This is a genomic window from Streptomyces sp. XY431 (assembly GCF_001279805.1).
GTDB lineage: Bacteria > Actinomycetota > Actinomycetes > Streptomycetales > Streptomycetaceae > Kitasatospora > Kitasatospora purpeofusca.
On sequence record NZ_LGDO01000041.1, the window covers coordinates 1 to 26,582 of the forward strand.

The following is a 26,582-nucleotide window of genomic DNA, read 5'->3' on the forward strand; positions in this document are numbered from 1 at the left end:
GCGGGGGGCCGGCAGGGGGGTGGGGACGACCGTCGGTTGGTCCGTCGTCATGGCGGGCCCGGGGGGGGGGGGGCCGGCCGGGGGGGGGGGGCGGGGGGCCGGCAGGGTGGTGGGCACGACCGTCGGTTGGTCCGTCGTCATGGCGTGCCCGTCGGGGGTCGGGCCGCGCGGGCGGCGAGGCCGAGGACGATCGAGGTCAGCACCGTGGTGGTGCCGCCGATGTCGGCGTAGAGGAAGTCGATCAGGACCCAGGTGAGCAGGGCGAGGGCGGCCAGGGCGGGGCCGCGGCCGCGGGCGTGGCGCAGGCAGCCGATGAGGAGGCCGAGGAAGAGCAGGCCGTAGGCGACGATGCCGATCAGGCCCTGTTCGCTGAGTACCAGGAAGTACATGTTGTGCGGGGAGAGCAGTGGTTCGCGCTGGAAGCCGATGGTGGCGTCGGCGGCGTCGCTGCCGGAGGAGAGCCGGAGCGGGGCGTGGCTGTCGCGCAGTTGCTGGAAGGCTTTGGGGCCGGCGCCGGAGACGGGGTGGTCCTGCCAGATCCGGCCGGCGGTGGCCCACAGGTCGTAGCGGTCGGAGACCGACTGGTCGGGGGCGGCGGAGACGGAGCCGATGGAGCTGAGCCGGTCGGTGACGCCGGAGCCGCCGAGGCCGAGGCCGCCGACCAGGACGACGGCGGCGGCGGCGCCGAGCAGGGCGCCGCGGACGGCGAGTCGGGCGTCGGCGCGCAGCAGCAGGACGGTGGCGGCGGCGGCGGTGGCGATCCAGCTGCCGCGGCTGAAGGAGACGGCGAGCGGGAGGGCGAGGAAGGCGGCGGCGGCGAACATGGCGCGGCGCAGCCTGGGGTCGCCGTCGGGTCCGCGTTCGCCGAGGGCGAGGGCGAGTGCGGCGAGCAGGCCGTAGGCGACGACGGTGGACATCGCCATGATGTCGAGGGCGCCGAAGGTGCCGACGGCGCGGATCGGGCGGCCGGTGTAGGAGGCGCCGGTGCCGGTGAGGAACTGGTGGACGCCGACGACGCCCTGGATCAGTGCGGCGGCGACGAAGGAGCCGAGCACGAGGCGCTGGTCGGTGCGGTCGCGCAGGGAGCAGAGCACGGCGGCGGGGACGAGTACGAACACCTGGGTGAGCCGGACGAAGCCGGTGAGGCTGGTCGCGGGGTCGATGGAGCCGACGGTGGCGACGGCGGCGGCGGTCACGATCGCGCCGAAGCGGACGGCGTCGGCGCGGCCGACGGCGGGGGTGCGGCCGCGCAGCAGGTTGACGGCGGTGAGGGCGACCAGGGCGAGCGAGGCGAGGTCGGCGGCGGTGATGTGGACGGCGGCGGCGACGTCCTTCTCCCCGGTGGGGACGCAGACCAGCAGCACGGTGGCGGCGGCCAGCAGGCCGGGGCGTTCCTGGAGGACGCCGCCCGCACGCCGTAACAGCCGGGCGGGGTGCGGTGGTGCGGCGAGGGTCAGGGCCACGGCGTTGATCAGCTCCCGTCCGGGTGGAGCATGAGGGCCGCGGTGCGGCACAGGATCTTGACGTCCTGCCAGAGGCTCCAGCTCTCGATGTAGCGGTTGTCGAAGCGGGCCCGGTCCTCGATCGAGGTGTCGCCGCGCAGGCCGTTGACCTGGGCGAGGCCGGTGAGGCCGACGGGGACGCGGTGACGGTCCGCGTACTCGGGGTAGGCCTGGCTGAACCGCATGACGAAGTAGGGGCGTTCGGGGCGGGGGCCGACGAGGCTCATGTCGCCGCGGAGCACGTTCCACAGCTGCGGGAGTTCGTCGAGGGAGCTGCGGCGCATCAGCCGGCCGACGGCGCCCATCCGGTGGTCCTGGGAGATGTTCCAGCGGGTGGCGGACTCGTGCTCGTTGCTGGGCCGCAGGGTGCGGAACTTGAGGACGGTGAAGACCCGGCCGTCGAGGCCGGTGCGCTGCTGGCGGAAGAGGACGCCGGGGCCGGTGTCGAAGCGGACGGCGAGCGCGCAGAGGGCGAGTACGGGGCCGAGCAGCAGCAGGCCGGTCGCGGCGGCGGTGACGTCCAGGGTCCGTTTGACGGCCCAGCCGGGGCGGCGGGTCGCGGCGCGGCCGACCCGGACGCAGGGGAAGCCCCAGAGGTGGTCGGCGCCGGTGAGGCGTCCGGCGGCGACGGAGCCGTACTCGCGCAGTGCGGGGACCAGCCAGACCTGGCAGCCGAGGCGGGCGGCGTCGCGCAGGGCGGCGGCGGTCTCGGCCTCGTCGGCGGCGCCGGCGGTGGCGACCACGTGGTGGACGCGGTGGCGGCGGACCTCGCGTTCGAGTACTTCGCGGCCGCCGAGCACGGGCAGGTCGGTGTCGCCGGCGAGCAGCGGCGGGTCGGGGTCGAGGAAGCCGATCGGGCGCATCCCGTACTCGCCGCGTTCGTTGAGGGCGGCGGCGACGCGGCGGCCGAGCCGGCCGGCGCCGAGCACCAGGACGGGGCTGGGGCGGCTGCGGCGGATCCGGCGCACCAGGTGGTAGAGCAGGGCGCGGCCGCAGACGGCGAGCAGCAGCTGGGTGCCGAGGAGGACGATCAGCCGGGCCGGGGTGGCGGGGCCGGTGTCGGGCCAGTGGCCTTCGAGGCAGCCGGCGAGGCTGATGGCGAAGGCGGAGGCGACGAGCGCCCGCGCGGTGAGGGCGGGCAGCTCGTCTAGGACGGAGAGGGTGAGGCGGGTGCGGTAGAGGCCGCCGGCCAGGTTGAGCAGGAGCAGCAGGGGCAGCAGGGCGGCGACGCCGAGCAGGGGTGCCACCCGGACGGCTGGGTCGAGGGCGCGGTTGGCGACCCCGGTGGCGGTGCAGAGGGCGAGGGCGTCGACGGCGACCAGGGTGACGGGCAGGGCGAGCCGGGCGCGGACCGGGCGGCGGTGCCGGCGGGCCGGGGCGGCGCTGCGGGTCTGGGCGGAGCGTGCCGGGCGGTCGAGCAGCCCGGTGGCGGGCCGGGGCGGGCCTGACAGGGACCGCCCGGGCCTTGGCACGCTGTCGTGGTCAATGGTCATCAGCGCACGAACTCCCCTGCTGTGTGCCCGGGGTGACGGCGGCCCGGCACCGGTTGGCCCGGAGCGGCCGTCCCGGCCCGGTGGGCGCGGTCCTGACAGCACCTGCTGCCGCTGGCGGCTTTCGATTTCCTCGCGAATTGCCGGCGTGAAATCGAAACGAAGCAGGCAAAATCAGACGTTACCGAACGCTGGCTTGAATGCTGGAAGTTGACTTGCCTTTTCATTCCAGCCGCCCATTAATAGGTATTTCTGATTTCACCCCTCTTCCACAACCGGCTGAGGGTGCGAATACGACGGCGCCGGATCGGCGGGGCATTCACGGCATGTGAAACGATCAGATCCGCTGCGGGACACGGGCGCGGCGTCGCCCGGCCGCCGGACCGGCACCCAGGAGGTCGCGGTAGAGCGCGTCCACCTGTTCGACCACCGAGCGAACATCATGGCGAGCCGCGGCGTGCTCGCGCAGGCGCAGACCGCGCCGCTCGCACTCGATCGGATCGGACAACGCCTCGGCCATTCGGGTGACGAGCGCGTCCACATCGCCGGGCGGCACCACGGCGGACGCGCGTTCGACCGGCGGCAGGCACTCCCGCGCGCCCGGCACATCGGTCAGCAGCACCGGACGCCCGGAGGCCATCGCCTCCAGGGGGGCCAGCGCCATGCCCTCCCAGCGCGAGGGCAGCACCACCAGATCGGCCGCCGCCAGCCACGGCCGGGGGTCCGCGACGTCCCCCACCAGCCGGACCCGGGACGGCTCGGCGCCCTCCCGGACCGTCGCGGCCAGCCGGGCCTCCTCCGGTCCGCCGCCGACCAGCGCCAGCCGGGCGGCCGGCACCCGGCGCCGCACCTCCGGCCAGGCGGCGAGCAGCACGTCCTGGCCCTTCTGGCGGCAGAGCCGGCCCACGCAGACCGCGAGCGGGGCGTCGAGCTCCAGGCCGAGCGCGATCCGGGCGGCCCGGCGGTCGGCGGGCGCGTAGTGGCGCACGTCCACGCCGTTGGGCACCACCGCCCAGTCGGCGTGCAGTCCGGCCGCGATGCCGTCGGTCCGCTCCTGGACCGAGACGCAGAGCAGCCGGTGCGCCCAGCGGGTCGCGTACCGCTCCCAGCGCAGGGTGGCGGCGGCCAGCGCGCCGTCCACGGCGGCGAAGGACCAGGCGTGCGGCTGGAAGACCGTGGGCACCGCGCCGCGGACGGCCAGCCGGCCGGCCAGCCCGGCCTTGGCGCTGTGCAGATGGAGCATGTCGGGCGCGGCGGCCCGGACGATCCGGCGCAGCCGCCAGGCCTCGGCCGCGGTGGCCGGGCCGGGCGAGCGGTCGGCAGGCCAGTCCTGGACCAGCGCGCCGACGGCCGCGGCCTCCTCGGCCAGCCGGCCGCCGCGCGGGCAGGCGACCAGCACCCGGTGGCCGGCCTCGCGCTGACCGCGGACCAGGTCGACCACGACGCGGGCCACGCCACCGTCGACGGGTTGGGAAATGTGAAGGATCGTCATATGCACGGCGGCGAGCCTAGGGTGGCCGCAGCGTGCCGCGGGGCCCTCGTCACCCGGAGGTGGCGGGGCGTCCACCCGTACGGCGTGCCGCTCGTACGGGTGGACGAACTCCTCGAATTCCTGGTCGAGTTGGCGGGACGGGCGGGCCGGGGCGCGGCCCCGGCCCGGGCGATCCGGCTCAGCGCACCTCGGCGGCCAGGTTGGCGAGCACCTCGTCGTGGATCCGGTTCAGGCCCTTGGGCGCGAAGGTCCGCTCGAAGAAGCCGCCGATACCGGTCGCGCCCTGCCAGGTGGCCGTGACGGTGACCCTGGTCCGGCCCTCGCCGGCCGCCGCGACGGTCCAGGTGACCACCATGCTGGAGTTGGCGTCCTTCTCCACCAGCTGGTCCGGCCGCGGCGCGGAGACGGTGAGCAGGCAGTCGCGGATCCGCTTCTCGGTGGCCTGGAGCTTCCAGTGCACCTGGGTGCCCGCTCCGGTGCCGCCGACCCGGACCTCGTACTCGCTGTACTGCGCGGGCAGCAGCTTGGGGCGGATCACCTGGTAGTCGGCCAGGGCCTCGTACACCCGCTCGGGGGCCGCGTCGTAGACCCGCTCGGTGGTGGCCTGCACCTGTCCCATGGTCCTGCTCTCCTTCGTCGGTCGTCCGGCGCCGGGTTCCGTCCGGCCGGTGTCGCTCACCGGCAAGCCAATCACAGCGGACCGGGTGAGCCGGGCGGCGGCCTCCGCTCGGACGAGGACGTTAGGGTGGCGGTTGTGCTCGAACAGGTGACAGCAGTGCGCTACGTCGACCCGCTGCGGGCCGGCGGTTCCGTGCCCGGCGTGGTGGAGACCGACGACCTGGGTACCTATGTGGTGAAGTTCACCGGGGCCGGCCAGGGCCGGAAGGCGCTGGTGGCGGAGGTGATCGTCGGCGAGCTGGCCCGGCGGCTCGGCCTGCGGGTGCCGGAGCTGCGGCTGGTGGACTTCGACCCGGCGGTGGCCGAGGACGAGCCGGACCGCGAGATCCAGGACATCCTGCGGGCCAGCCGCGGCGTCAACCTCGGGATGGACCTGCTGCCCGGCGCCCGCGACTTCCGGCCCGGCATGATCGACGTCGGACCGGCCGAGGCCGGCCGGGTGGTCTGGCTGGACGCGCTCACCGGCAATGTCGACCGGACGGTGCACAACCCCAACCTGATGGTCTGGCACGGCCGGCTCTGGCTGATCGACAACGGCGCCGCGCTGATCTTCCACCACCGCTGGTCCGCGGCCGGGGCCTCGGTCGGCAAGCGCTACGACCTGAGCGCCCACGCCCTCGGCGGGTACCGCCCGGACGTGCGGCTGGCGGACGAGGAGCTCGGGCCGCTGGTCACCACCGGGCTGCTGGAGCAGGTGGTGGCACTGGTGCCGGACGCCTGGCTGGCCGACGAGCCGGGGTTCGACTCGGTCGGGGAGCTGCGCCGGGCCTATGTGGAGCACCTGGCGGAGCGGGCGGCCCGCTCGGCCGAATGGCTGCCGGAGGGGTTCTCCACCCCCGAGCAGCTGCGCGACGCGGAGGGGCGGCGGGCCGCGCGGACCAGGGCCGGGCGGCCGGCCTGGCTGCGGGAGGTGCCGGACCTGCACGGCAAGCCGTCGGTGGAGACGGTGTGGGAGCAGCACGTCGAGTGACCCGCCGGACCCGGCCCCGCCCCCGCCCGGCCCCGGACGGGGGCGGGTCCGGGCGGACGGGGGAACGCGAACGGGGGCGGGACTCGTGTCCCGCCCCCGTTCGGCGACTCAGGGGTTCAGCAGCCGGTCAGCCGTGGCTCAGCGCCACCACTGGACCGCCTTCTCGGCGTTGATGATGCCCGCGCCGTAGAAGCCGTTGTCGTCCACGCCACCCTCGCAGGTGGCCGCGAACTCACCGGTGCCGCCCGGGTTGTACGGGCCCGACGGGCACGCGTGCGACTCGGCCTGGTTGGTGAGCAGCTCGGTCAGCTCCTCCGGGCTGGCCCACGGGAAGGTGCTGGCCAGCAGGGCGAGCACACCGGCGGCGTGCGGGGAGGCCATCGAGGTGCCCTGCATGTAGCCGTACTGGCCGCCCGGGATGGTCGACAGCGTGCGGCCGTTCTTGTCCGGGGTGTCCGGGATCTGGTAGCGGCGGTCGCCACCGGGGGCGGCCACGGTGACCTTGTTCTTGCCGTAGCTGGAGTAGTACGACTTGTCGCCGTTGACACCGACGGAGGAGACCGCGACGACGCCGTCCAGCTCGGTCGGCAGGTTGAGGCAGTCCTGGGTGATCGGGCGCTCGACCGGCGTGGTGTCGTCCGGGCTGGCGACGTCCTTGGTCTTGTGGGCCAGGTCGATGTTCTCGTTGCCCGCGGCGGCGACGTTGAGGACGCCCTTGCGCTGCGAGAACTCGACGGCGCGGCGGACGGCGGTGGTGATCGCCGCCTGGTCCGCGTCGTTCTGGCAGTTGAACATCCACGGGTCGACGAAGTAGCTGTTGTTCGTGACCTTGAACTTGTGCTCACCGGCCCAGACGAAGCCGCAGATGGCGTACTCCGGGTAGATGAAGCCGCCGTCGTCGACGACCTTCACCGCGGCGAGCTTGACGTTCGGGGCGATGCCCTCGATGCCCTTGCCGTTCTTGGCGGCGGCGATGGTGCCGGCCACGTGGGTGCCGTGGGCGCCGTCGACGCCCGGCTGCCACGCGTCCCAGGCGGTGTTCGGCTTGCCGCCGTCGATGCAGGAGACCGACTGCGAGGCGTCGATGTTGGCGGCGAGGTCCTCGTGCTTGCCGTCGATGCCGGAGTCCAGCACGCCGACGGTGACCTTGTTGCTGCCGAGGGACAGCTTGTGGGCCTTGTCGACACCGATCTGGCGCATGTCCCACTGGTTGGCCCAGTAGGGCTCCTCGCCGGCGGCGGGGGCGGCGGTCGGGGCGGCGGCGACCTCGGCGACCTTGTCCTCGGAGGCGGTGATGCCCTTGGTGCGGCTGGCGCCGACCGACTCGACAGCCTTCGCCTTGCGCAGCTTGGCGGCGAACTGGGTGTCGGTCGAGCGGGCGATCACCACGCCGATCTGCTCGTAGGAGTAGACCACGGTGCCGCCGAGGGCCTTGACCGCGGTCTCGACCTTCTGCACCTGGCCGTGGTTGGCCTTGGTGTTGACGACGTAGCTGAGCAGCGGACCGGTGGTCGTCTCCGCCCCGGCGGCGAAGGCGCTGCCGGCCGGGAGCGCGAGGGCTCCGGCGGTGGCGAGGACAACGCCCACCGCCGCGATCCGGGTCCGGCTGATCCGAGGAACACTCATAGGGGTTGGCCCTCCCGAGTCGTCATGCTGCAGCTGCGGATGGCAGATGCGCTTGGAATGATCGGGACGCTAGTGAACAAGTGTTGCAATCCGCAAGAGGTAGACATCTAATCGTCACAAGTCGTCCACCGACGGAAGGTATGACTCCGCTCCTGCTGGGCAGGGGTGACCGGTCGGACGATCGGAAAAAACGCAGACCTCGCTGGCGGGGATCCTAGTCAGCCGGACCGACGGGGGAACAGGCACCCGGTGCGGCCGAAAGCGGCCAGTGGCGGATGGCCGCCACGGCGGCGCGGCGGATACTCAGATCGCGTACAGTCGGCGGGCATTGTCGGCCGCCACCAGACGGGCCAGCCGCTCGGCGTCGGCCGCGGTGCAGGCGCCGTCGGCCCGCCAGCCGTCCAGCAGGATGCCCAGGCCGTGGCGGAACTGCGCCGCGCCGACCAGGTGGAGCTCCGGCAGGCCGTAGCCGTCGGTGGAGAACAGCAGCTTGCCGAACGGCGCCAGCTCCAGCATCTCGCCGAGCACCGCCGCCGCCCGCGGGCCGACGTAGGAGGTGGTCAGCCCGAGGTCGGTGTACACCAGCGGGAAGGCCTGGGCCAGCCAGGCGGCCTGCCGGTGGTACGGGTAGCCGTGCAGCAGCACCAGCGGGACGCCCGACGGCTCGGCGGCCCGGACGAAGTCGGCGAGCAGCGACGGGTCGGCCCGGTGCAGGGTGACGTCGGGATCGCCGAAGCCGGTGTGCAGCTGGAGCGGCAGCCGCAGCCCGGCGCAGACCTCCAGGGCGGTGTGGAGCAGCTCGTGCAGCAGGACCGGGTCGGTCAGCCGGCCGCCCCCGGCGCGCTGCCGGGCGGCGGCGGCCGCCGTCACCTCGGCCCGGGAGGGGCGCCGCGCGGGCACCGCGAGGCCGGCCCGGTAGGCCACCACCGACTTGACCGCGACGGCGCCGGCGGCCGCGGCGGCCAGCGCCTCGCGCACCGCCCGCGCCCAGTCTCCGGGCGGGGCGTCGACGGCCTCGGCGATCGGCTCCAGCCGGACCACCTCGCGCACCCGGGCGCCGGTGGCCGCGGCGAAACCGTCGAGCGGCAGCAGCGGCCGGCCGGCGGCCCCGGTCAGCCCGGTGTCCACCAGGCAGGTGTCCAGGCCGGCGGCGGCCAGCAGCCGGCGGGTGGCCTCCGGGGCGCCCAGCTCGCGCCGCCGGGCCAGGTACTCCTCGGCCGGCGCGTGCGCGGGCAGCCCGAGCGCGGGCGGGCACCAGCGGCGGACAGCGAGGCCGAGCGCGCTGTCGAAGGGTGAGGTGCCGGGCGCGGGCGGGCGGTCGGACTCGGTGAGCAGCCCCGCCAGGGCGTCGTCGTCGAGCTCGGCCGTCACCACGCTGTGGCAGTGGTGGTCGACCAGCGCGGGGACGCCAACCGGGGCCACCGGTCAGTACCGCCAGCGGGTGGCGGCGGCCAGCCGCTCGGGCGTCGCGTCGGCGTACTGCTCGGCCTCGGCCTGCCGGACGGCCAGCACCGCTTCGAACAGCGGCTCGCCGAGCGCCTCCCGGAGCACGGCGGAGCCCCGGTAGGCGGCGAGCGCCTCGGCCGGACCGGCCGGCAGCCGGGGGACGGTGCCGGGCTCGGCCAGGGACGGGTCCCCGGTGAACTCCGGCGGCAGCGCGAGCCGCTGCTCCCGCCCGGCGAGGCCGGCGGCGATCACCGCGCCGACCGCCAGATAGGGGTTGGCGGTGGCGTCGAAGCACTTGATCTCGGCGTTGGCGGCGGAGGACCGCTCGCCGGTGGAGCCGGTGACCAGGCGGAGCGCGGCCTCGCGGTTCTCCAGGCCCCAGCACTGGTAGGCCCCGGCCCAGTGCGAGGGGACCAGCCGCAGATAGCCGGCCGGGCTGGAGCAGCCGAGCACCAGCAGCTCGGGCAGCGCGCCGAGCACCCCGGCCAGGAAGCCCTCCGCCTCGGCGGTCAGCCCGTGCGGGCCGGGGCCGCCGTGCGCGAGGTTGTGCCCCTCGCGCCAGAGGCTGAGGTGGAGGTGGCCGCCGTTGCCGACCCCGCCGGCCTCGACCGCCGGGGCGAAGGAGGCCCGCAGGCCGTGCCGGGCGGAGACGGCGCGGACGGTGTGCCGGACCAGCACCGAGGTGTCGGCGGCCTCGACCGGGCCCTCCGGGGCGACCGAGACCTCGAACTGCCCGGGCGCGTACTCGGGGTGGATCTGGAGCACGGTCAGGCCCTGCTCGCCGAGGGCGCGGAGCACGTCGCGCAGGTAGTCGGAGAGGTCGGTGAGCCGCTGCATGCCGTAGGCCGGGCCGGCCGTCGGGTAGCGGGGCTCCTCCCCCTCCGGGCCGGCCAGCGCGACCACCCACTCGATCTCGATCCCGGCCTTGAGGGCCAGGCCCTGCTCGGCCGCGGCGGCCACCGCCCGGCGGGCGAAGAGCCGCTGGCACCCGGGGTGCGGGGCGCCGCCCTGGGTGTAGCGGTCCCCCGGGGCCCAGGCCCAGCCGGGCTGGGCGGCGAGCGGGACGACCCGCTCGACGTCGGGGTAGAGCCGGAGGTCGCCGGTGGGGCCGCCGATCAGCCGGCTGGTGACGATCGAGTCGTCGGCGAGGAAGACGTCGAAGCAGGGGGCCGCGCCGACGCCCCACTGCGCCGCGTGCACCAGGCCGCCGAGCGGTACCGCCTTGACCCGGGCGATGCCGGCGTTGTCCACCCAGGTGACGGCGACCGCCTCGACCCCGGTGCCCCGCAGCCGGTCGACGGCGGCCTGCGCGCGCTCGCCGCGCTCGGCCCGGTCCGCCCGCGGCGGCAGCACGGCGCCGGCGCCGGCGTCGACCGGCCCGGCCGGGCCGGGGGCGGGCCCCGCGGCGGACCCGGCGGTGGGCTCGGGTCGGTCCGTGGCAACGGTTCCAGTGGTCATGCCCCCATGCTGCCCAGCGCCGCCGGGCCGCGTAACTCCCCTATCGGGTGGTCCGAACGGACGTCCGTCCACCGTCCTCACCCGCACGGGTGATCACCCGGCCGTGAGCAGCGGAACTCCCACCGCCCACCCCCTTCCTACTGATTGGTAACTTCGCTACAGTGTCGGCACGCACCACTGCCGGGCTTCGGGAGCCGCACCGGCGGGGCGCCGTCCGCCGCGCCGGGAACCGCGGGGCCGACGGCGGACGACGGTGCGTTCGTTCACCGGCCGGTGCCGCGGATCGCGGCCGGAGCCGGATTTCTCTCCTCTGTGTTCAGAGCCGCTTCCTTCACCCCGAGCGCCTGAGTACCACGGCACACCCGCAGCACCGCCGGAGCGGACCGGCGGCTGCGCGGTGGCCGCAACCGTCATCCCCCCGCACCGCGCGCGGACCCTCCTCCGGGGGCGCGCCCTCCGGAGCGCGCGCGGGCCTTCCATGACAAGGAGTCAGGACAGATGGAGCGTCCCTTTCCCACGGTCGCCGTGGTCGGACTCGGCACGATGGGCACCGGCGTCGCCGTCGCGGTCGCCAGGAGCGGCCGCCGGGTGATCGGCATCGAGGCCGACGAGAACTCCGCCGCCCGGGCCCTGGCCCGGATCGAGGAGTCCACCGCGCACGCGGTGGCCCGGGAGCGGCTCACCGCCGAGGAGCGGGCCGGGCTGCTCGCCCGGCTCACCGTCGGCCACACCCTGGACGCGGCCGCCGAGGCGGACCTGGTGATCGAGGAGGTCCCCGAGCAGCTGGAGCTGAAGCGGCAGGTCTTCGCCGAGCTGGACCGGATCTGCCCGGCCGGCACGGTGTTCGCCACCGGCACCACCGCGCTCTCGGTGACCCGGATCGCCGCCGCCACCGCCCGCCCGGACCGGGTGCTCGGCCTGCACTTCTTCAACCCGGTGCACACCATGAAGCTGGTCGAGGTGGTGCGCACCGTGCTCACCGCCCCGCAGGTCGCCGAGGACGCCGCGGCGCTCGCCCGGGACCTCGGCAAGGAGCCGGTGGCGGCCGGCGACCGGGCCGGCTTCGTGGTCAACGGCCTGCTCTTCGCGTACCTGAACCAGGCCGCCGCGATGTACGAGTCCAAGTACGCCACCCGGGAGGACATCGACGCCGCGATGCGGCTCGGCTGCGGCCTGCCGATGGGGCCGCTGGCGCTGCTCGACCTGATCGGCGTGGACACCGCGAGGACCGTCCTGGAGGCGATGTACGAGCAGTCCAGGGACCGGCTGCACGCGCCCGCGCCGATCCTCGGCCAGCTGGTCGCGGCCGGGCTGCTGGGCCGCAAGACCGGCCGCGGCTTCTACACCTACGAGGCGCCCGGCTCGTCCAGGGCCGTCGACACCACCGCCGGCCCGGCCCGGCCGGGGGTGGCAGGACGGGAGGTGCGCAGCATCGGCGTCTGCGGCTCGGGCACCATGGCCACCGGCATCGTCGAGGTGTTCGCCAAGGCCGGGTACCCGGTGCTGCTGGCCGCCCGCAGCCTGGAGAAGGCCGAGCGGGCCAAGGCGCAGCTGGCGAAGTCGCTGGAGCGCTCGGTGGCGAAGGGCCGGCTGACCGAGGAGCAGCGGGACGCCGCCCTGGGCCTGGTCACGCCGGTCGGGCAGTACGGCGAGCTGGCGGACGTGGACCTGGTGGTCGAGGCGGTCGCCGAGGACCTCGGGGTCAAGCGCGAGCTGTTCACCGCGCTGGACGCCATCGTCAAGCCGGGCGCGGTGCTGGCCACCACCACCTCCTCGCTGCCGGTGGTCGCCTGCGCCTCGGCCACCCGGCGGCCGCAGGACGTGGTCGGCATGCACTTCTTCAACCCGGCGCCGGCGATGCGGCTGGTCGAGGTGGTCTCCACGGTGCTGACCGCGCCGGACGTCACCGCGACCGTGCTGGAGCTGTGCGCGAAGATCCGCAAGCACCCGGTGGAGTGCGGGGACCGGGCCGGCTTCATCGTGAACGCGCTGCTCTTCCCCTATCTCAACGACGCGGTGCGGATGCTCCAGGAGCACTACGCGACGGTGGACGACATCGACACCGCGATGAAGCTCGGCTGCGGCTACCCGATGGGTCCGTTCGAGCTGCTGGACGTGGTCGGCCTGGACGTCTCGCTGACCATCGAGCAGGTGCTGCACCAGGAGTTCCGCGAGCCGGGCCTGGCCGCAGCGCCGCTGCTGGAGCACCTGGTGGCGGCGGGCTGCCTGGGCCGCAAGACCGGCCGCGGTTTCCGCGACCACGCGCGCCGATGACCACCCCGCCGTCCTACGGGGGAGCGTCCGACCGGCCGCCGTTCCGCGCGGAGCGGGCCGGCTGGGGGGCGGGTTCGGTGTCCGCGCACTGGCCGAGACCTGCGGTGGCCGGGCCGGTCGCCCCGGTACGCCGCGGAAGGCCCCCTGTTCCGGCGCCGGGGACGTGTAGCGTTCCGGGCATGGATCGGGTTCAGTCAGTCTCCCCGCAGCAATCCGCCCCGCAGCAGTCCGCCCCGGCGCGTGACGGCCGGTCGGCCGGGACGGGCGCGGAGGGGGGTCAGGGCGGCCGCCGGGCGGCGGCCCAGCGCCAGCAGATGCGCCAGGACCTGGCCACCGCCGCGATGGAGCTGTTCGCCTCGCAGGGCTACGAGGAGACCACGGTCGACCAGATCGCCGCGGCGGCCGGAGTGGCCCGGCGGACCTTCTTCCGGTACTTCCGGTCCAAGGAGGAGGCGATCTTCCCGGACCACGACGACACCCTGGTGCGGGTCGCCGACCTGCTGGCCAGCGCCGAGCCGGAGGAGCACCCGCTGGACGTGGTCTGCCGGGGCATCAAGGAGGTGCTGCGGATGTACGCCTCCACGCCCGGGGTCTCGGTGGCCAGGTACCAGCTGATCCGCCAGGTGCCGACGCTGCGGGAGCGGGAGATCGCCGTGGTGGCCCGCTACGAGCGGCTGTTCACCCGCTACCTGCTGGGCCGGTTCGACACCGCCGGGGAGATCCCCACGGGCTGGCAGCACGGCGGCGAGGACGACTCGATGCTGGCCGAGGTGTCGGCGGCGGCGGTGGTCGCGGCCCACAACCACGTGCTGCGGCGCTGGCTGCGGGCCGGCGGGCGGGGCGATGTGGAGGCGCAGCTGGACCACTCCTTCGAGGTGATCCGGCAGACCTTCTGGGGCTCCAGCGCGCCGGGGGCGCGGCGGCGCGGTGCCGTGGTGGCACCGGGTGCCAGTGGGGCGGAGGCGGAGGCCTCGACCGCAAGCGCACTGAGTGCCAGTCCTGGAGGTGAGGTGCTCATCACAGTCACCCGGACGGACGCTCCGCTGGAGCTGGTGGTGAATGCCGTGCGGGCCGCCCTGGAGGGCGTCAAGCAGGCCTGACGGTAGGCGTTTTCGCAGGTCGCAAGGGGTTCGAGGGCCCGTGCCGAAGCGTCGGCACGGGCCCTTTCCATGCCCTCCGCAGGCTCTCGGGAGGCGCGTCCGGCCCGCCCGAATTGGTGGCACCGCGTGTCTTTACGAGTGGCACAGGGTGCCACTACCTTGTTACCCACCAGTCGCGGCGCCGCGGCTCCCCACCTCGGCGCGCCGTCGTACCGGCGCCCCCCGACCCCGGGGGCGACCCACCGCAGTACCCGGCCCACCAGCCACCGGCCCACCAGCCACCCCGGCCCACCAGCCACCCACACCCACCACCCCGTTCAGCGAAGCCGGTGTCCGCTCCCGGCTCCCCCAGACGCCCTGTGCCCTCACACAGGTACGCCTTCGGAGGCAGCCATGAAGGAAATCCTCGACGCGATCCTCAGCTCCGACAGCACCTCGGCGGACTTCGCCAACGTGAAGCTGCCGGAGTCCTACCGGGCGGTGACGCTCCACAAGGACGAGGAGCAGATGTTCGCGGGCCTCGCCAGCCGCGACAAGGACCCCCGCCGGTCCCTCCACCTCGACGACGTCCCGCTGCCCGAGCTGGGCCCGGGCGAGGCCCTGGTCGCCGTGATGGCGAGCGCGGTGAACTACAACACCGTGTGGAGCTCGATCTTCGAGCCGGTCTCCACCTTCGGCTTCCTGGAGCGCTACGGCCGGCTCTCCCCGCTCACCAAGCGCCACGACCTGCCGTACCACGTGCTCGGCTCCGACCTGGCGGGCGTGGTGCTGCGCACCGGCGCCGGGGTCAACGCCTGGAAGCCGGGCGACGAGGTGGTCGCCCACTGCCTGTCCGTCGAGCTGGAGTCCTCGGACGGCCACAACGACACGATGATGGACCCGGAGCAGCGGATCTGGGGCTTCGAGACCAACTTCGGCGGCCTGGCCCAGCTGGCCCTGGTGAAGACCAACCAGCTGATGCCCAAGCCCGCCCACCTGACCTGGGAGGAGGCCGCCTCCCCCGGCCTGGTCAACTCCACCGCCTACCGCCAGCTGGTCTCGCAGAACGGCGCGGGCATGAAGCAGGGCGACAACGTGCTGATCTGGGGCGCCAGCGGCGGCCTCGGCTCGTACGCCACCCAGTACGCGCTGGCCGGCGGCGCCACCCCGATCTGCGTGGTCTCCAGCCCGGAGAAGGCCGACATCTGCCGGGCGATGGGCGCCGAGGCGATCATCGACCGCTCCGCCGAGGGCTACCGGTTCTGGAAGGACGAGCACAACCAGGACCCGCGCGAGTGGAAGCGGTTCGGCGGCCGGATCCGCGAGCTGACCGGCGGCGAGGACGTCGACATCGTCTTCGAGCACCCCGGCCGGGAGACCTTCGGCGCCAGCGTCTACGTCACCCGCAAGGGCGGCACCATCGTCACCTGCGCCTCCACCTCCGGCTACATGCACCAGTACGACAACCGCTACCTGTGGATGTCGCTCAAGCGGATCGTCGGCTCGCACTTCGCCAACTACCGCGAGGCCTGGGAGGCCAACCGCCTGGTGGCCAAGGGCAGGATCCACCCGACCCTGTCCAAGGTCTACTCGCTGGAGCAGACCGGGCAGGCCTCGCTCGACGTCCACCAGAACCGGCACCAGGGCAAGGTCGGCGTGCTCTGCCTCGCCCCCGAGGAGGGCCTGGGCGTGCGCGACGCCGAACTGCGCGCCCAGCACCTGCCCGCGATCAACCGCTTCCGCGACATCTAAGGCGACCCGATGACCGACCAGAAGCGCGACCGGCCCTGGCTGATGCGCACCTACGCCGGGCACTCGACGGCCGAGGACTCCAACGCGCTGTACCGGCGGAACCTCGCCAAGGGGCAGACCGGCCTCTCGGTGGCGTTCGACCTGCCGACCCAGACCGGCTACGACTCCGACCACATCCTCGCCCGCGGCGAGGTCGGCCGGGTCGGGGTGCCGGTGGGCCACGTCGGCGACATGCGCACCCTGTTCGACGGCATCCCGCTCGAGCAGACCAACACCTCCATGACGATCAACGCCACCGCGATGTGGCTGCTGGCGCTCTACCAGGTGGTCGCCGAGGAGCAGGGCGCGGACATCGCCAAGCTCACCGGCACCACCCAGAACGACATCGTCAAGGAGTACCTGTCGCGCGGGACGCACGTCTTCCCGCCCGGCCCCTCGGTGCGCCTGATCACCGACATGATCGCCTACACGGTCGGGAACATCCCGAAGTGGAACCCGATCAACATCTGCAGCTACCACCTCCAGGAGGCCGGGGCCACCCCGGTCCAGGAGATCGCCTACGCGATGTGCACCGCGATCGAGGTGCTGGACGCCGTCCGCGACTCCGGCCAGGTGCCGGCCGAGCGGATGGGCGAGGTGGTCGCCCGGATCTCCTTCTTCGTCAACGCCGGGGTGCGGTTCGTCGAGGAGATGTGCAAGATGCGGGCCTTCGGCCGGCTCTGGGAGAAGGTCACCCGGGAGCGGTACGGCATCGAGGACCCCAAGCAGCGCCGGTTCCGCTACGGCGTGCAGGTCAACTCGCTCGGCCTGACCGAGGCCCAGCCGGAGAACAACGTCCAGCGGATCGTGCTGGAGATGCTCGCCGTCACGCTCTCCAAGGACGCCCGCGCCCGCGCCGTCCAGCTGCCCGCCTGGAACGAGGCGCTCGGCCTGCCCCGCCCGTGGGACCAGCAGTGGTCGCTGCGGATCCAGCAGGTGCTCGCCTTCGAGTCCGACCTGCTGGAGTACGGGGACCTCTTCAACGGCTCCGAGGTCGTCGAGGCCAAGACCGCCGACCTGCTGGCCGGCGCCGAGGCCGAGATCGCCAAGGTGCTGGAGATGGGCGGGGTCATCCCGGCCGTCGAGTCCGGCTACCTGAAGTCCAACCTGGTCGCCTCGCACGCCGCCCGCCGGGCCCGGATCGAGTCCGGCGAGGACCGGATCATCGGGGTCAACTGCTTCGACACCACCGAGGAGAGCCCGCTCACGGCCGACCTCGACACCGCGATCATGGTCGTCGACCCGGCCTCCGAGCAGTCCGTGCTGAACGCGCTGGAAGCCTGGCGCGGGCAGCGCGACGAGGCCGCCGCGCTGAGCGCCCTGGCGGAGCTCAAGGCCGTCGCCGGCACCACCGCGAACCTCGTGCCGGCCACCCTGGCCTGCGCCCGGGCCGGGGTCACCACCGGCGAGTGGTCCTTCGCCCTGCGCGAGGTGTTCGGCGAGTACCGCGCGCCCACCGGCGTCGGCGGCGCCCCGGTCGCGGTCCCGGCCGAGCCCGGAGGCGAACTGGCCGCCGTCCGCGAGGCGGTCGCCGCCACCGCCGCCGAACTGGGCGCCGGAAAGCTGCGGCTGCTGGTCGGCAAGCCCGGCCTGGACGGGCACTCCAACGGGGCCGAGCAGATCGCCGTCCGGGCCCGCGACGCCGGGTTCGAGGTGGTCTACCAGGGCATCCGGCTCACCCCCGAGCAGATCGTCTCGGCCGCCGTCGCCGAGGACGTCCACTGCGTGGGCCTGTCGATCCTCTCCGGCGCCCACTCCGAACTGGTGCCGGACGTGCTGCACCGGCTGCGCCGGGCCGGGGTGGAGGATGTCCCGGTGATCGTGGGTGGCATCATCCCGGCAGCGGACGGCGAGGCCCTCAAGGCCGCCGGCGTCGCCGCCGTGTTCACCCCGAAGGACTTCGGCATCACGACCATCATCGGCCGGATCGTGGACGAGATCCGGCTGGCCAACAGGCTCCAGCCCTGGACGCCCGCCCCGGCCACGACGACCAGCTGACCCCGGAAGGACCCACCCTCTTGTCCCAGAACCGCCTCCGCCCGCGCCGCTCCTGCCTCGCCGTGCCGGGCTCCAACCCGCGCTTCCTGGAGAAGGCCCAGGGCCTCCAGGCCGACCAGGTCTTCCTCGACCTGGAGGACGCCTGCGCCCCCCTGGTCAAGGAGAGCGCCCGCCACACCGTCGTCGACGCCCTGAACAACGGCGACTGGAGCGGCAAGACCCGGGTCGTGCGGGTCAACGACTGGACCACCCACTGGACCTACCGCGACGTGATCACCGTGGTCGAGGGCGCCGGCCAGAACCTCGACTGCATCATGCTGCCGAAGGTCCAGGACGCCGAGCAGGTGAAGGCGCTCGACCTGCTGCTCACCCAGATCGAGAAGACCATGGGCTTCGAGGTCGGCCGGATCGGCATCGAGGCGCAGATCGAGAACGCCAAGGGCCTCATCAACGTCGACACCATCGCCCAGGCCTCGCCCCGGCTGGAGACCATCATCTTCGGCCCGGCCGACTTCATGGCCTCGATCAACATGAAGTCCCTGGTGGTCGGCGAGCAGCCGCCCGGCTACTCGGCCGACGCCTACCACTACATCCTGATGCGCATCCTGATGGCCGCCCGCGCCAACGACCTCCAGGCGATCGACGGCCCCTACCTCCAGATCCGCAACCAGGAGGGCTACCGCGAGGTGGCCGGCCGTGCCGCCGCGCTGGGCTTCGACGGCAAGTGGGTGCTGCACCCGGACCAGATCGGCGCCGCCAACGAGATCTTCTCGCCCTCCCAGGAGGACTACGACCATGCCGAGCTGATCCTGGACGCCTACGACTGGTGCACCTCCGAGGCCGGCGGCTTCAAGGGCTCGGCGATGCTCGGCGACGAGATGATCGACGAGGCCAGCCGCAAGATGGCGCTGGTCGTCTCCGGCAAGGGCCGCGCGGCCGGCCTGAAGCGCACCTCCTCGTTCGAGCCCCCGCAGGCCTGAGACCGGTCAGGAGCCATCGACCATGCAGTTCGGACGCACCTACGAAGAGTTCGAGGTCGGCGCCGTCTACCGGCACTGGCCCGGCAAGACGGTCACCGAGTACGACGACCACCTCTTCTGCCTGCTCACCATGAACCACCACCCGCTCCACATGGACACCAACTACGCGGAGCGGACCACCGACTTCGGCAAGAACGTGGTGGTGGGCAACTACATCTACTCGCTGCTGCTCGGCATGTCCGTGCCGGACGTCTCCGGCAAGGCGATCGCCAACCTGGAGATCGAGTCGCTGCGGCACATCGCGCCGACCTTCCACGGCGACACGATCTACGGCGAGACCACCGTGCTCGACAAGTGGCCGTCCAAGTCCAAGGACGACCGCGGCATCGTGTACGTCGAGACCAAGGGCTACAAGCAGGACGGCACGGTCGTCTGCATCTTCCGCCGCAAGGTGATGGTGCCGACCGCGACGTACATCGAGGCGCGCGGCGGCGAGCAGCCCGCCCGCCCCACCCCGCTCGCCTGAGCCCTTTCGAAGCCCCACCACCCCAGGACCCCGGACGGGCCGGCCGCCGTCATCGGCCGTGCCCCGCACCGGTTCACGGGGGCTCCGCGGAGCCACGCCCGCGGAGCCCCCGTCCACTCCCCCCACCCTCGTTTTTCCAGGCATGACAGGAGCCGCACGATGGGACGCCTCGCACAGACCGACGGCCTCACCGAGATCCAGCGGGACATCCTCGCCACCGTGCGCGAGTTCGTCGACAAGGAGATCATCCCGGTCGCGACCGAGCTGGAGCACAAGGACGAGTACCCGACGGAGATCGTCGAGGGCATGAAGCAGCTCGGCCTCTTCGGCCTGACCATCCCCGAGGAGTACGGCGGCCTCGGCGAGTCGCTGCTGACCTACGCGCTGGTGGTCGAGGAGATCGCCCGCGGCTGGATGTCGGTCTCCGGCATCGTCAACACCCACTTCATCGTCGCGCACATGATCAACGCGCACGGCACCCAGGAGCAGAAGGACCACTTCCTGCCCCGGATGGCGGCCGGCGAGATCCGCGGCGCCTTCTCGATGTCCGAGCCCGGCCTCGGCTCCGACGTCGCGGCGATCAGCACCAAGGGTGTCAAGGACGGAGACTTCTACGTCCTCAACGGCCAGAAGATGTGGCTGACCAACGGCGGCACCTCCAGCCTGGTCGCGGTCCTGTGCAGGACCGACGAGGGCGGCTCCACGCCCTACAAGAACATGACCACCTTCCTGATCGAGAAGACGCCGGGCTTCGGCGCCAACCCGACCGTCCCCGGCCTCACCGTGCCCGGGAAGATCGAGAAGATGGGCTACAAGGGCGTCGACACCACCGAGCTGGTGCTCCAGGACGTCCGGATCCCGGCCGACCGGATCCTCGGCGGCGTCCCCGGCCGGGGCTTCTACCAGATGATGGACGGCGTCGAGGTCGGCCGCGTCAACGTGGCCGCGCGCGGCTGCGGCGTCGCCCGCCGCGCCTTCGAACTGGGCATCTCCTACGCCCAGCAGCGCTCCACCTTCGGCAAGAAGATCGCCGAGCACCAGGCGATCCAGTTCAAGCTCGCCGAGATGGCCACCAAGGTCGAGGCCGCGCACCAGATGATGGTCATGGCCGCCCGCAAGAAGGACAGCGGCGAGCGCAACGACCTGGAGGCGGGGATGGCGAAGTACCTCGCCTCCGAGTACTGCAAGGAGGTCGTCGAGGACGCCTTCCGCATCCACGGCGGCTACGGCTTCTCCAAGGAGTACGAGATCGAGCGGCTCTACCGGGAGGCGCCGATGCTGCTGATCGGTGAAGGTACTGCGGAGATCCAGAAGATGATCATCGGGCGCCGGCTGCTGGAGGAGTACCGCATCGCGGGCTGACCACCCCGCTGCGGGGCTCGCGGCCGGCCCGCGAGACCGCCGGACGACGGGCGTGCGGGCCCGTCCCGGCACCGCGCCGTGTCCCGCCCCGGTGGCCTGGTCCGCCCCGGGGCCGACACGGCCGCTCCGGAGCGGCCGCAGGGCGTACAGCTGCTGTCACGCGCCCTGCGGCCGCTCCGGCATACCGTCCCGCGCCCTCGACGGGCAGTTCCACTGGACCGACCGGGCAGGGTTGAGACAAGAGTCACCAGCTTCGCCGGGTCCCTTGGGAACCGGACCGGGGCGAGCTACGGTCGTATACAAGGGGGCGCGTCGGCGCCTCCCGCAGGTCACATGAACGAGCAGGCGGGTTGCCCACCCACCGTGTGCTCCCGATAGCATCCACCGGGACAGCAGACGTCCCTCTATTACCCGATCCCGCGGTGGCCCCCGTCCAGCGGCCATGATCCCCCGCGACAAAGGTCTTCGATGCCCATCAGCCCGTCCCCTCACACCTCCGTCACGGACCGCGATGCCCTCGCCGCCACGACGGCCGGTCGGCGACCCCGCGTGACCATCGCGCGCGGAGCCACCCCCTGGTTCGTCCCCACCCTCGCCACGGCCGCCGTGACCACCGCGCTCACCCGGCGCAGTGGCAGGTGGGCCCTGGCAGCGGTACCCGCCTGTGCGCTCGGCGCCGGCATGCTGTGGTTCTTCCGCGACCCCGAGCGTGAGATCGGCACCGGCAGAGTGATCTCCCCCGCCGACGGCGTGGTCCAGAGCATCGACGCGTGGCCGGACGGCCGGACCCGCGTGGCGATCTTCATGAGCCCGCTCAACGTCCACGTCAACCGGGCGCCCCTGCCCGGCACGGTGACCTCCGTCGAGCACGTGCCCGGTGGCTTCGTGCCCGCGTTCAACAAGGACAGCGACCAGAACGAGCGGGTCGTCTGGCACTTCGACACCGAGCTCGGCGACATCGAGATGGTCCAGATCGCGGGCGCCGTGGCGCGCCGCATCGTGCCGTACGTGGACGCCGGTACCAAGGTCGAGCAGGGCGAGCGGATCGGTCTGATCCGGTTCGGGTCCCGGGTCGACACCTACCTGCCGGCCGGCGTCGAGGTCGGCGTCGAGGTCGGCCAGAAGACCACCGCCGGGGTGACGCGCCTTGACCGTGACTGATCCTGAGACGATCGTCGGCCTGGACGACGAGGAGACGGCCCTGCGCCGTCGTCGCTGGGCCCGCGACCGCGAGCTGCGCGCGCCGCGCTCGCCGCAGCACCTGTCCACCGCCGACTTCCTCACCCTGGGGAACGCCGTCTGCGGCTTCCTGGCGATCTACTCGATCACCACCGGGGTGCTCGTCCCGCACATCACCAACCCGGACGCCGCGCCGGACAAGCACAGCGCCGCCACCGCGGTGACGCTGCTGCTGATCGGCTCGATGTGCGACCTGTTCGACGGCCTGGTGGCGCGCAAGCTGCGCTCCTCCGCACTCGGCGCCGAACTCGACAACCTGGCCGACCTGATCAGCTTCGGCATCGCGCCGGCCTACTTCGTCGCGGTCTGGGGCATGGTCTCGCCCGGCTCCAACAGCCGGCTGTCGGCGCTGATCGCGCTGACCGTGCTGCTGGCGGTGGTGCTGCGGCTCGCCCGGTTCTCCACCGTGAAGATGCGGCCCGGGGTGTTCCAGGGCATGCCCTGCCCGATGGGCGCGATGACGGTGATCGCCATCGTGCTGCTCGACCCGCCGTTCCTGCCCGGTCTGCTGGCGATCTTCGCCGTCGCGTACCTGATGGTCAGCCGGATCGAGTACCCGAAGCCGCAGGGGCTGCTGGCCACCGCCACGCTGTGCTGGATCGTGGTCTCGATCGGCTGCCTGGCGGCCTGGGCGACCGGTCTGCCGGGTGGCGACAACCTGCTGCACATCGGCGCGTTCGCGCAGATCGCGCTCGCCGCGATGGCGCCGCTGCTGGTGATCCGCCGCAAGGTCGGCCAGAAGGTCGGCGACGTGCGGGCCCGCCGCGCGGAGTCGCGGATCGGCTGACGAGCGCCGCAGAACGAACGGAAGGGCCCGGCTCCCCGAGGGGAGCCGGGCCCTTCCGTCTGTCCGGGTGCGTGTCCGCGTGCCGGCTGGGGCTCAGGCGCCGCCGCGGTGGACGCTGAACGCCGAGCGGCGGGCCGCCCGGGCCACCGCCGGGTCCGGGTGGACGCCGGAGACGGCCGTCAGCACCGAGGCCGCCCGGGGGTGCCCGGACTGCCGGGCCCGGGCGAACAGCCGCACCGGGTCGCCGGCCGAGGCGCCCTCGACATGGCCCACCAGAAGTTCCGTTTCCCCGTGGTCCAGCACGGCCGCGGCGGTGTCCACCCAGAGCCAGGCGGCGTCCTCCGCGCCCAGCACATCGGCCGGGGAGACCCCCTCGTCCGAGCGCTCGGCCAGCCACAGCAGCGCGTACGGGCGCAGCACCGGCTCGTCGACGGCGGCCCGCACTGCCTGCTCTGCGGTGGATCCGGCCACCCGCAGCGCCTCGAAGGCCAGGCCGCGCACCAGGGCGTCCTCGCCCTGCGCGGCCTCCAGCAGCTCGGCCACCGCCCGGTCGGCGGGGCGGGCGGCCAGCCAGGCCCGGTACTCGGCGCGGGCCGGGCCCGGCGAGTAGTCGGCGCAGGCGCTCAGCAGTTCCATCGCGCTCTGCTCGATGTGGCCGGCGGCGGTCTGCGCGACGGTGCAGATCTCCTCCAGCTTGGCCCGCACCGCCCAGTGCCCGAGCGGGGAGAGCTCGGCCGCGTTGTCCTCGCGGACCAGCGCGCCGACGGCGGCCAGGCCGTCCAGCATCCAGTCCAGGACGGCGGCCACGTCGGCGGGCGAGGCCGGGGTGTCGATCTGCGGCTCGCGGCAGGTGCCGCGGACGGCGGAGACGGCGGAGGCCGCGTGCGGGACGGGCGAGAGGCCGAAGGCGCCCTCGCCGCCGCCGACCCGGCGCTCGTCCAGGCCGCGCCGGAGCAGCTCCAGCAGCTCGACGTCGGCGACCGGGCCGTCCACCAGGTGCAGGAAGGAGAGCAGTTGGGGCGCCTGGTCGACGGCCTGTCCGGCGAGGACCGCGAACACGCCGCGCAGGGCGGCGGGCGGCACCGGGGCGAGCAGGGTCCAGGCGTCGAACAGGGTCGACCAGCCGCGGATCACCGCCTCGTCGTCGTGCTCCCAGGCGTGCAGGCGCCAGCCGGGGACGGCGCCGCCGTCGCGGGGCTCGACCAGGCCGACCAGCAGGGCCTGGCCCCAGGCCTTGGCGGCGGCGCCCACCGTCATGGCGAGGGCGCGGCCGGCCGCGCGGGCGTCGTCCGGGAGCAGTTCGCCGCGCTTGTCGACCTCGTCGAGGTCGCCGGCCCAGCGGGCGATCCGGACGGCGTCGACCAGCATCCGGCGGGCCAGCGGGGCCAGCTCGGCGGGTGCGGGGAAGCCCTCCGGTACGGGGACCCGGCCTCGGCCGGGGGCGGGGGCGGGGCCTCGTCGGCGGGGTACGCCCTGGCTCCCCGGCCTCGCGCCGGCGGGGCGGTGGGCCGTTCCGGGGAGACGGGTCACCGTCGCACCGGAACCGTTGGTCGGCGGGAGCGGGGCATCACGGTCGCGCGGATTCCGAGACGTCACGTCGAGCAGTCTTCCCCTTGTACCGGCCTTCTGTCACATCCGGTTGTCCGCGCGGGGCGGGGCGGGGGTGCGGGGGGATCGACAAGATCGGGCAACAGAGCCCAAACCGACTGGCTTGATCTTTGTGGCGGGTGCATGCCAGGTCGGACGGGTGGGAGGGGCCGGTGGTCCGGGCGGGGTCCCGGGCGGCCCGCGTGCCGACCGCCGCCCGTCGGCCGCTCACCCGGTCCCCCCGGCTCCCCGGCCCCGCGTGGCGCGGCGGGGAGCACGCGGCGGGGCCGGAACCGGGGCACGGGGGGAGCGGCGGCTCAGCAGAAGGGCGTGAGCCAGCGGCGCAGGGTCTCGGAGTAGCGGTCCGGGTCGGTGTTCCACAGCGCGGCGTGGTCGCCGCCGGGGAAGGCCTGGAGGTTCACCAGCGACGGACGGCTCGCGGCCAGCCGCTCGGCGGCCCGGAACGGCGCCACCGGGTCGTCGGGGCCGTGCAGCACCAGGGTGGGCACCCGCAGGTCCGCGCCCTCGGCGAGGCGGGCGAAGTCGGCCAGATCCACGCCGGTGCGGCCCTGGGCGGCCAGCGCGCCGAGTTCGGCGGCCGCGCCCCGGTACCCGGCCCTGGCCGCGCCGCCGCGGGCGGTGGCCGGCCAGTCCAGCACCGGGGAGTCCAGGACCAGGCTGCTGATCGAGGAGGCGAAGTCCGACCGGGCGGCCGCCTGGAGGGCCATCGTGGCGCCGAGCGACCAGCCGTAGAGGACCACCCGGCCCGCGCCGCCGTCCAGGGCCAGCCGGACCGCCGCCTCGACGTCCCGCCACTCCGTCTCGCCGAAGTGGCCCAGGCCGTCCGGGGAGGCCGGCGCGCCCGCGTCGCCCCGGTAGCTGACCGCCAGCGCGGGCAGGCCGAGCCGGCGCAGGACGGGCAGGACGGGCAGGACCTGGCTGCGGTCGGCGTCCGGGCCGTGCACCAGGATCACCCAGGTGCCGCGCTTGCCGTCGAGCCACCAGGCGGGCAGCGCGCCCAGCTCGCCCTCGACGGCGGTCTCGCCGAAGGTCAGGCCGAGCGCCGAGGCCGGGTCGCCGAGGTACACCCGGGGGGTGAAGCGGACCTCGGTGCCGGCGGCGAGGGTGCCCCGGTCGGCGCGGACCAGCCGACGGGTGACGCCCCGTTCGTCGCGGTGCAGGACCTCCTCGACGACGGCGTGCCCGTCCTCCCCCCACTCGACGGCCCAGCGGCCGGGGCGCTCGCTCGCCGCGCTCCGGGTGAAGGTGATCCGCCCGGCGCCCAGGCTCTGGACCACGACCGGACCGGTCCGCTCCCGGGCGGCCCCGGCCGGGCGGACCATCCGCTCCGAGGCCCGGCGGCCGATCACCAGGACGGCCGCCCCGGTGCCGACCGCGGCGGCCGCCACGGTGGCCGCGATTCCCCAACGCATACTCGCTCCCCGCTGCTCGGTTCTGGGCCGACCGGTGTCCGGACCCACGTCACAGCCCAGTCCACTGGCCGGGACCCGGCCGGGCCAGCAGGACACGGCCGTACGGGTTGCCACGCGAGCAAGGTCACACCGGGATCGTCAGAACGAGAGTGCCAGAACGAACGGGGGTTCACACGGGGATCGCGGGCTCCCGTCGGGCGAGCAGCTCCCAGAAGCGCTCGGCCGGGGGAGCCGCGGCGGCGGACGGTGCGGCCGGCCCCCCGGCGGGCCCCCAGCCGCCGGTCCCCCAGTGCGCGGGCACCTGCCGCTCGTCCTGGAGCACCGGCAGGACGGCGTCGAGGTCGGCCCGCTCCACCGGCACGATCCGGACGATCGCGCCGGCCTGCGCCTGCCAGCGGCCGTCGACGCAGCGCCGCAGCCGCCGGTCCAGCTCCTCCCGGCGGCCGGTGGCCCCGACCAGCTCCCGGAGGGTCAGGCCCAGGACGTGCGCGAGCGCGGCCGTCGGCCCGGCGTCGGCGTCCCACTGCCCGGTGGCCTCGGCGTGCCGGTACTCCCCGGCCGGGACGCCGATCCGGCGGGCCGCGCCGTCCGGGCTCAGCTCGCGGGCGAGCCGGAAGTCCCGCAGGCTCGCCGGGCGGACGCCCATCAGCTGCTCGGGCGGGCACCACAGCGCCCGGGCCAGGGCGAGGAACTCCCCCTCGCGGGGGGGCGGCCCGCCGTTCTCCCAGCCGAGGACGTGGGCGGGGAGCAGCCGGACGCCGTGCGCGGCCATCCCCTCGGCCACCTGCTCCGGGGTCAGGCCGAGGGCGGCGCGGTGGGCGCGGACGGCGGCGGGCGAGAACGGCACCGGGGGCGGCGGGGCGG

At 74.0% G+C, this 26,582-nt stretch carries 20 protein-coding genes; 10 read left to right on the plus strand and 10 right to left on the minus strand.

Annotated elements, in window-relative coordinates:
- Positions 1 to 137: 137 nt before the first annotated feature.
- The 4 genes from ADK60_RS06785 to ADK60_RS06800 all read right to left on the minus strand — a co-directional run bounded on the left by ADK60_RS06785 (position 138) and on the right by ADK60_RS06800 (position 5,103).
- Positions 138 to 1,463: an O-antigen ligase family protein gene (locus ADK60_RS06785; protein WP_053644071.1), complete on the minus strand. Its 1,326-nt coding sequence runs from the start codon at positions 1,461 to 1,463 to the stop codon at positions 138 to 140.
- Positions 1,464 to 1,471: 8 nt separating this feature from the next.
- The gene (locus ADK60_RS06790; protein WP_045941739.1) at positions 1,472 to 2,995 is read right to left on the minus strand and encodes an exopolysaccharide biosynthesis polyprenyl glycosylphosphotransferase; all 1,524 of its coding nucleotides are present in this window, start codon (positions 2,993 to 2,995) and stop codon (positions 1,472 to 1,474) included.
- Positions 2,996 to 3,329: 334 nt separating this feature from the next.
- A complete protein-coding gene (locus ADK60_RS06795) occupies positions 3,330 to 4,484 on the minus strand; it encodes a glycosyltransferase (RefSeq protein ID WP_053644050.1) in 1,155 nt (384 codons plus the stop codon).
- A 178-nt stretch (positions 4,485 to 4,662) separates the two neighbouring features.
- A complete protein-coding gene (locus ADK60_RS06800) occupies positions 4,663 to 5,103 on the minus strand; it encodes an SRPBCC family protein (RefSeq protein ID WP_045941742.1) in 441 nt (146 codons plus the stop codon).
- Between the two features lie 135 nt (positions 5,104 to 5,238).
- Here ADK60_RS06800 and ADK60_RS06805 point away from each other — a divergent pair, with 135 nt between their 5' ends.
- Positions 5,239 to 6,132 (plus strand): HipA family kinase, encoded by an 894-nt coding sequence (locus tag ADK60_RS06805; RefSeq protein ID WP_053644051.1) that lies wholly within the window; start codon positions 5,239 to 5,241, stop codon positions 6,130 to 6,132.
- A gap of 138 nt (positions 6,133 to 6,270) precedes the next feature.
- Here the strand turns inward: ADK60_RS06805 and ADK60_RS06810 are convergent, their stop codons facing one another.
- From ADK60_RS06810 to ADK60_RS06820, 3 genes are all read right to left on the minus strand, one after another.
- Positions 6,271 to 7,758, minus strand: a complete 1,488-nt coding sequence (locus tag ADK60_RS06810; RefSeq protein ID WP_045941744.1) for a S8 family peptidase — start codon at positions 7,756 to 7,758, stop codon at positions 6,271 to 6,273.
- 303 nt (positions 7,759 to 8,061) lie between these two features.
- A complete protein-coding gene (locus tag ADK60_RS06815) occupies positions 8,062 to 9,180 on the minus strand; it encodes an amidohydrolase family protein (RefSeq protein WP_053644053.1) in 1,119 nt (372 codons plus the stop codon).
- A gap of 3 nt (positions 9,181 to 9,183) precedes the next feature.
- On the minus strand, positions 9,184 to 10,662 hold the full coding sequence (locus ADK60_RS06820; RefSeq protein ID WP_079008111.1) for a type I glutamate--ammonia ligase: 1,479 nt from the start codon (positions 10,660 to 10,662) through the stop codon (positions 9,184 to 9,186).
- 498 nt (positions 10,663 to 11,160) lie between these two features.
- On the opposite strand from ADK60_RS06820, the gene ADK60_RS06825 reads away from it, so the two are divergent.
- The 9 genes from ADK60_RS06825 to ADK60_RS06865 all read left to right on the plus strand — a co-directional run bounded on the left by ADK60_RS06825 (position 11,161) and on the right by ADK60_RS06865 (position 22,698).
- A complete protein-coding gene (locus tag ADK60_RS06825; RefSeq protein WP_053644055.1) occupies positions 11,161 to 12,936 on the plus strand; it encodes a 3-hydroxyacyl-CoA dehydrogenase family protein in 1,776 nt (591 codons plus the stop codon).
- 179 nt (positions 12,937 to 13,115) lie between these two features.
- Positions 13,116 to 14,036, plus strand: coding sequence for a TetR family transcriptional regulator (locus ADK60_RS06830; protein ID WP_053644057.1), 921 nt, complete (start codon positions 13,116 to 13,118; stop codon positions 14,034 to 14,036).
- Positions 14,037 to 14,429: 393 nt separating this feature from the next.
- Entirely contained in the window at positions 14,430 to 15,767 is a 1,338-nt protein-coding gene (gene ccrA, locus ADK60_RS06835) for a crotonyl-CoA carboxylase/reductase (protein ID WP_053644059.1), read from the plus strand.
- Between the two features lie 9 nt (positions 15,768 to 15,776).
- Positions 15,777 to 17,804 (plus strand): ethylmalonyl-CoA mutase, encoded by a 2,028-nt coding sequence (locus ADK60_RS06840; protein WP_045941749.1) that lies wholly within the window; start codon positions 15,777 to 15,779, stop codon positions 17,802 to 17,804.
- Between the two features lie 20 nt (positions 17,805 to 17,824).
- A complete protein-coding gene (locus ADK60_RS06845) occupies positions 17,825 to 18,784 on the plus strand; it encodes an HpcH/HpaI aldolase/citrate lyase family protein (protein WP_045941750.1) in 960 nt (319 codons plus the stop codon).
- A gap of 22 nt (positions 18,785 to 18,806) precedes the next feature.
- Positions 18,807 to 19,310 carry a MaoC family dehydratase gene (locus ADK60_RS06850; RefSeq protein ID WP_030398301.1) on the plus strand — a complete coding sequence of 168 codons (504 nt, stop codon included), beginning with the start codon at positions 18,807 to 18,809 and terminating at the stop codon, positions 19,308 to 19,310.
- Positions 19,311 to 19,469: 159 nt separating this feature from the next.
- Positions 19,470 to 20,672: an acyl-CoA dehydrogenase family protein gene (locus ADK60_RS06855; RefSeq protein WP_053644061.1), complete on the plus strand. Its 1,203-nt coding sequence runs from the start codon at positions 19,470 to 19,472 to the stop codon at positions 20,670 to 20,672.
- A 468-nt stretch (positions 20,673 to 21,140) separates the two neighbouring features.
- Positions 21,141 to 21,833: a phosphatidylserine decarboxylase gene (locus ADK60_RS06860; protein ID WP_053644063.1), complete on the plus strand. Its 693-nt coding sequence runs from the start codon at positions 21,141 to 21,143 to the stop codon at positions 21,831 to 21,833.
- A complete protein-coding gene (locus ADK60_RS06865) occupies positions 21,820 to 22,698 on the plus strand; it encodes a CDP-alcohol phosphatidyltransferase family protein (RefSeq protein WP_030398304.1) in 879 nt (292 codons plus the stop codon). The genes ADK60_RS06860 and ADK60_RS06865 overlap by 14 nt, the downstream gene beginning before the upstream one ends.
- Before the next feature lie 93 nt (positions 22,699 to 22,791).
- On the opposite strand, the gene ADK60_RS47495 is transcribed toward ADK60_RS06865, so the two are convergent.
- The 3 genes from ADK60_RS47495 to ADK60_RS06880 all read right to left on the minus strand — a co-directional run.
- Positions 22,792 to 24,228, minus strand: coding sequence for an amino acid adenylation domain-containing protein (locus ADK60_RS47495; protein ID WP_286185257.1), 1,437 nt, complete (start codon positions 24,226 to 24,228; stop codon positions 22,792 to 22,794).
- 374 nt (positions 24,229 to 24,602) lie between these two features.
- Positions 24,603 to 25,718, minus strand: coding sequence for an alpha/beta hydrolase family protein (locus tag ADK60_RS06875; protein WP_053644066.1), 1,116 nt, complete (start codon positions 25,716 to 25,718; stop codon positions 24,603 to 24,605).
- Positions 25,719 to 25,887: 169 nt separating this feature from the next.
- Positions 25,888 to 26,582, minus strand: a 695-nt coding sequence (locus ADK60_RS06880; RefSeq protein ID WP_159400327.1) for a helix-turn-helix domain-containing protein, incomplete at its 5' end; no start/stop codon positions are given.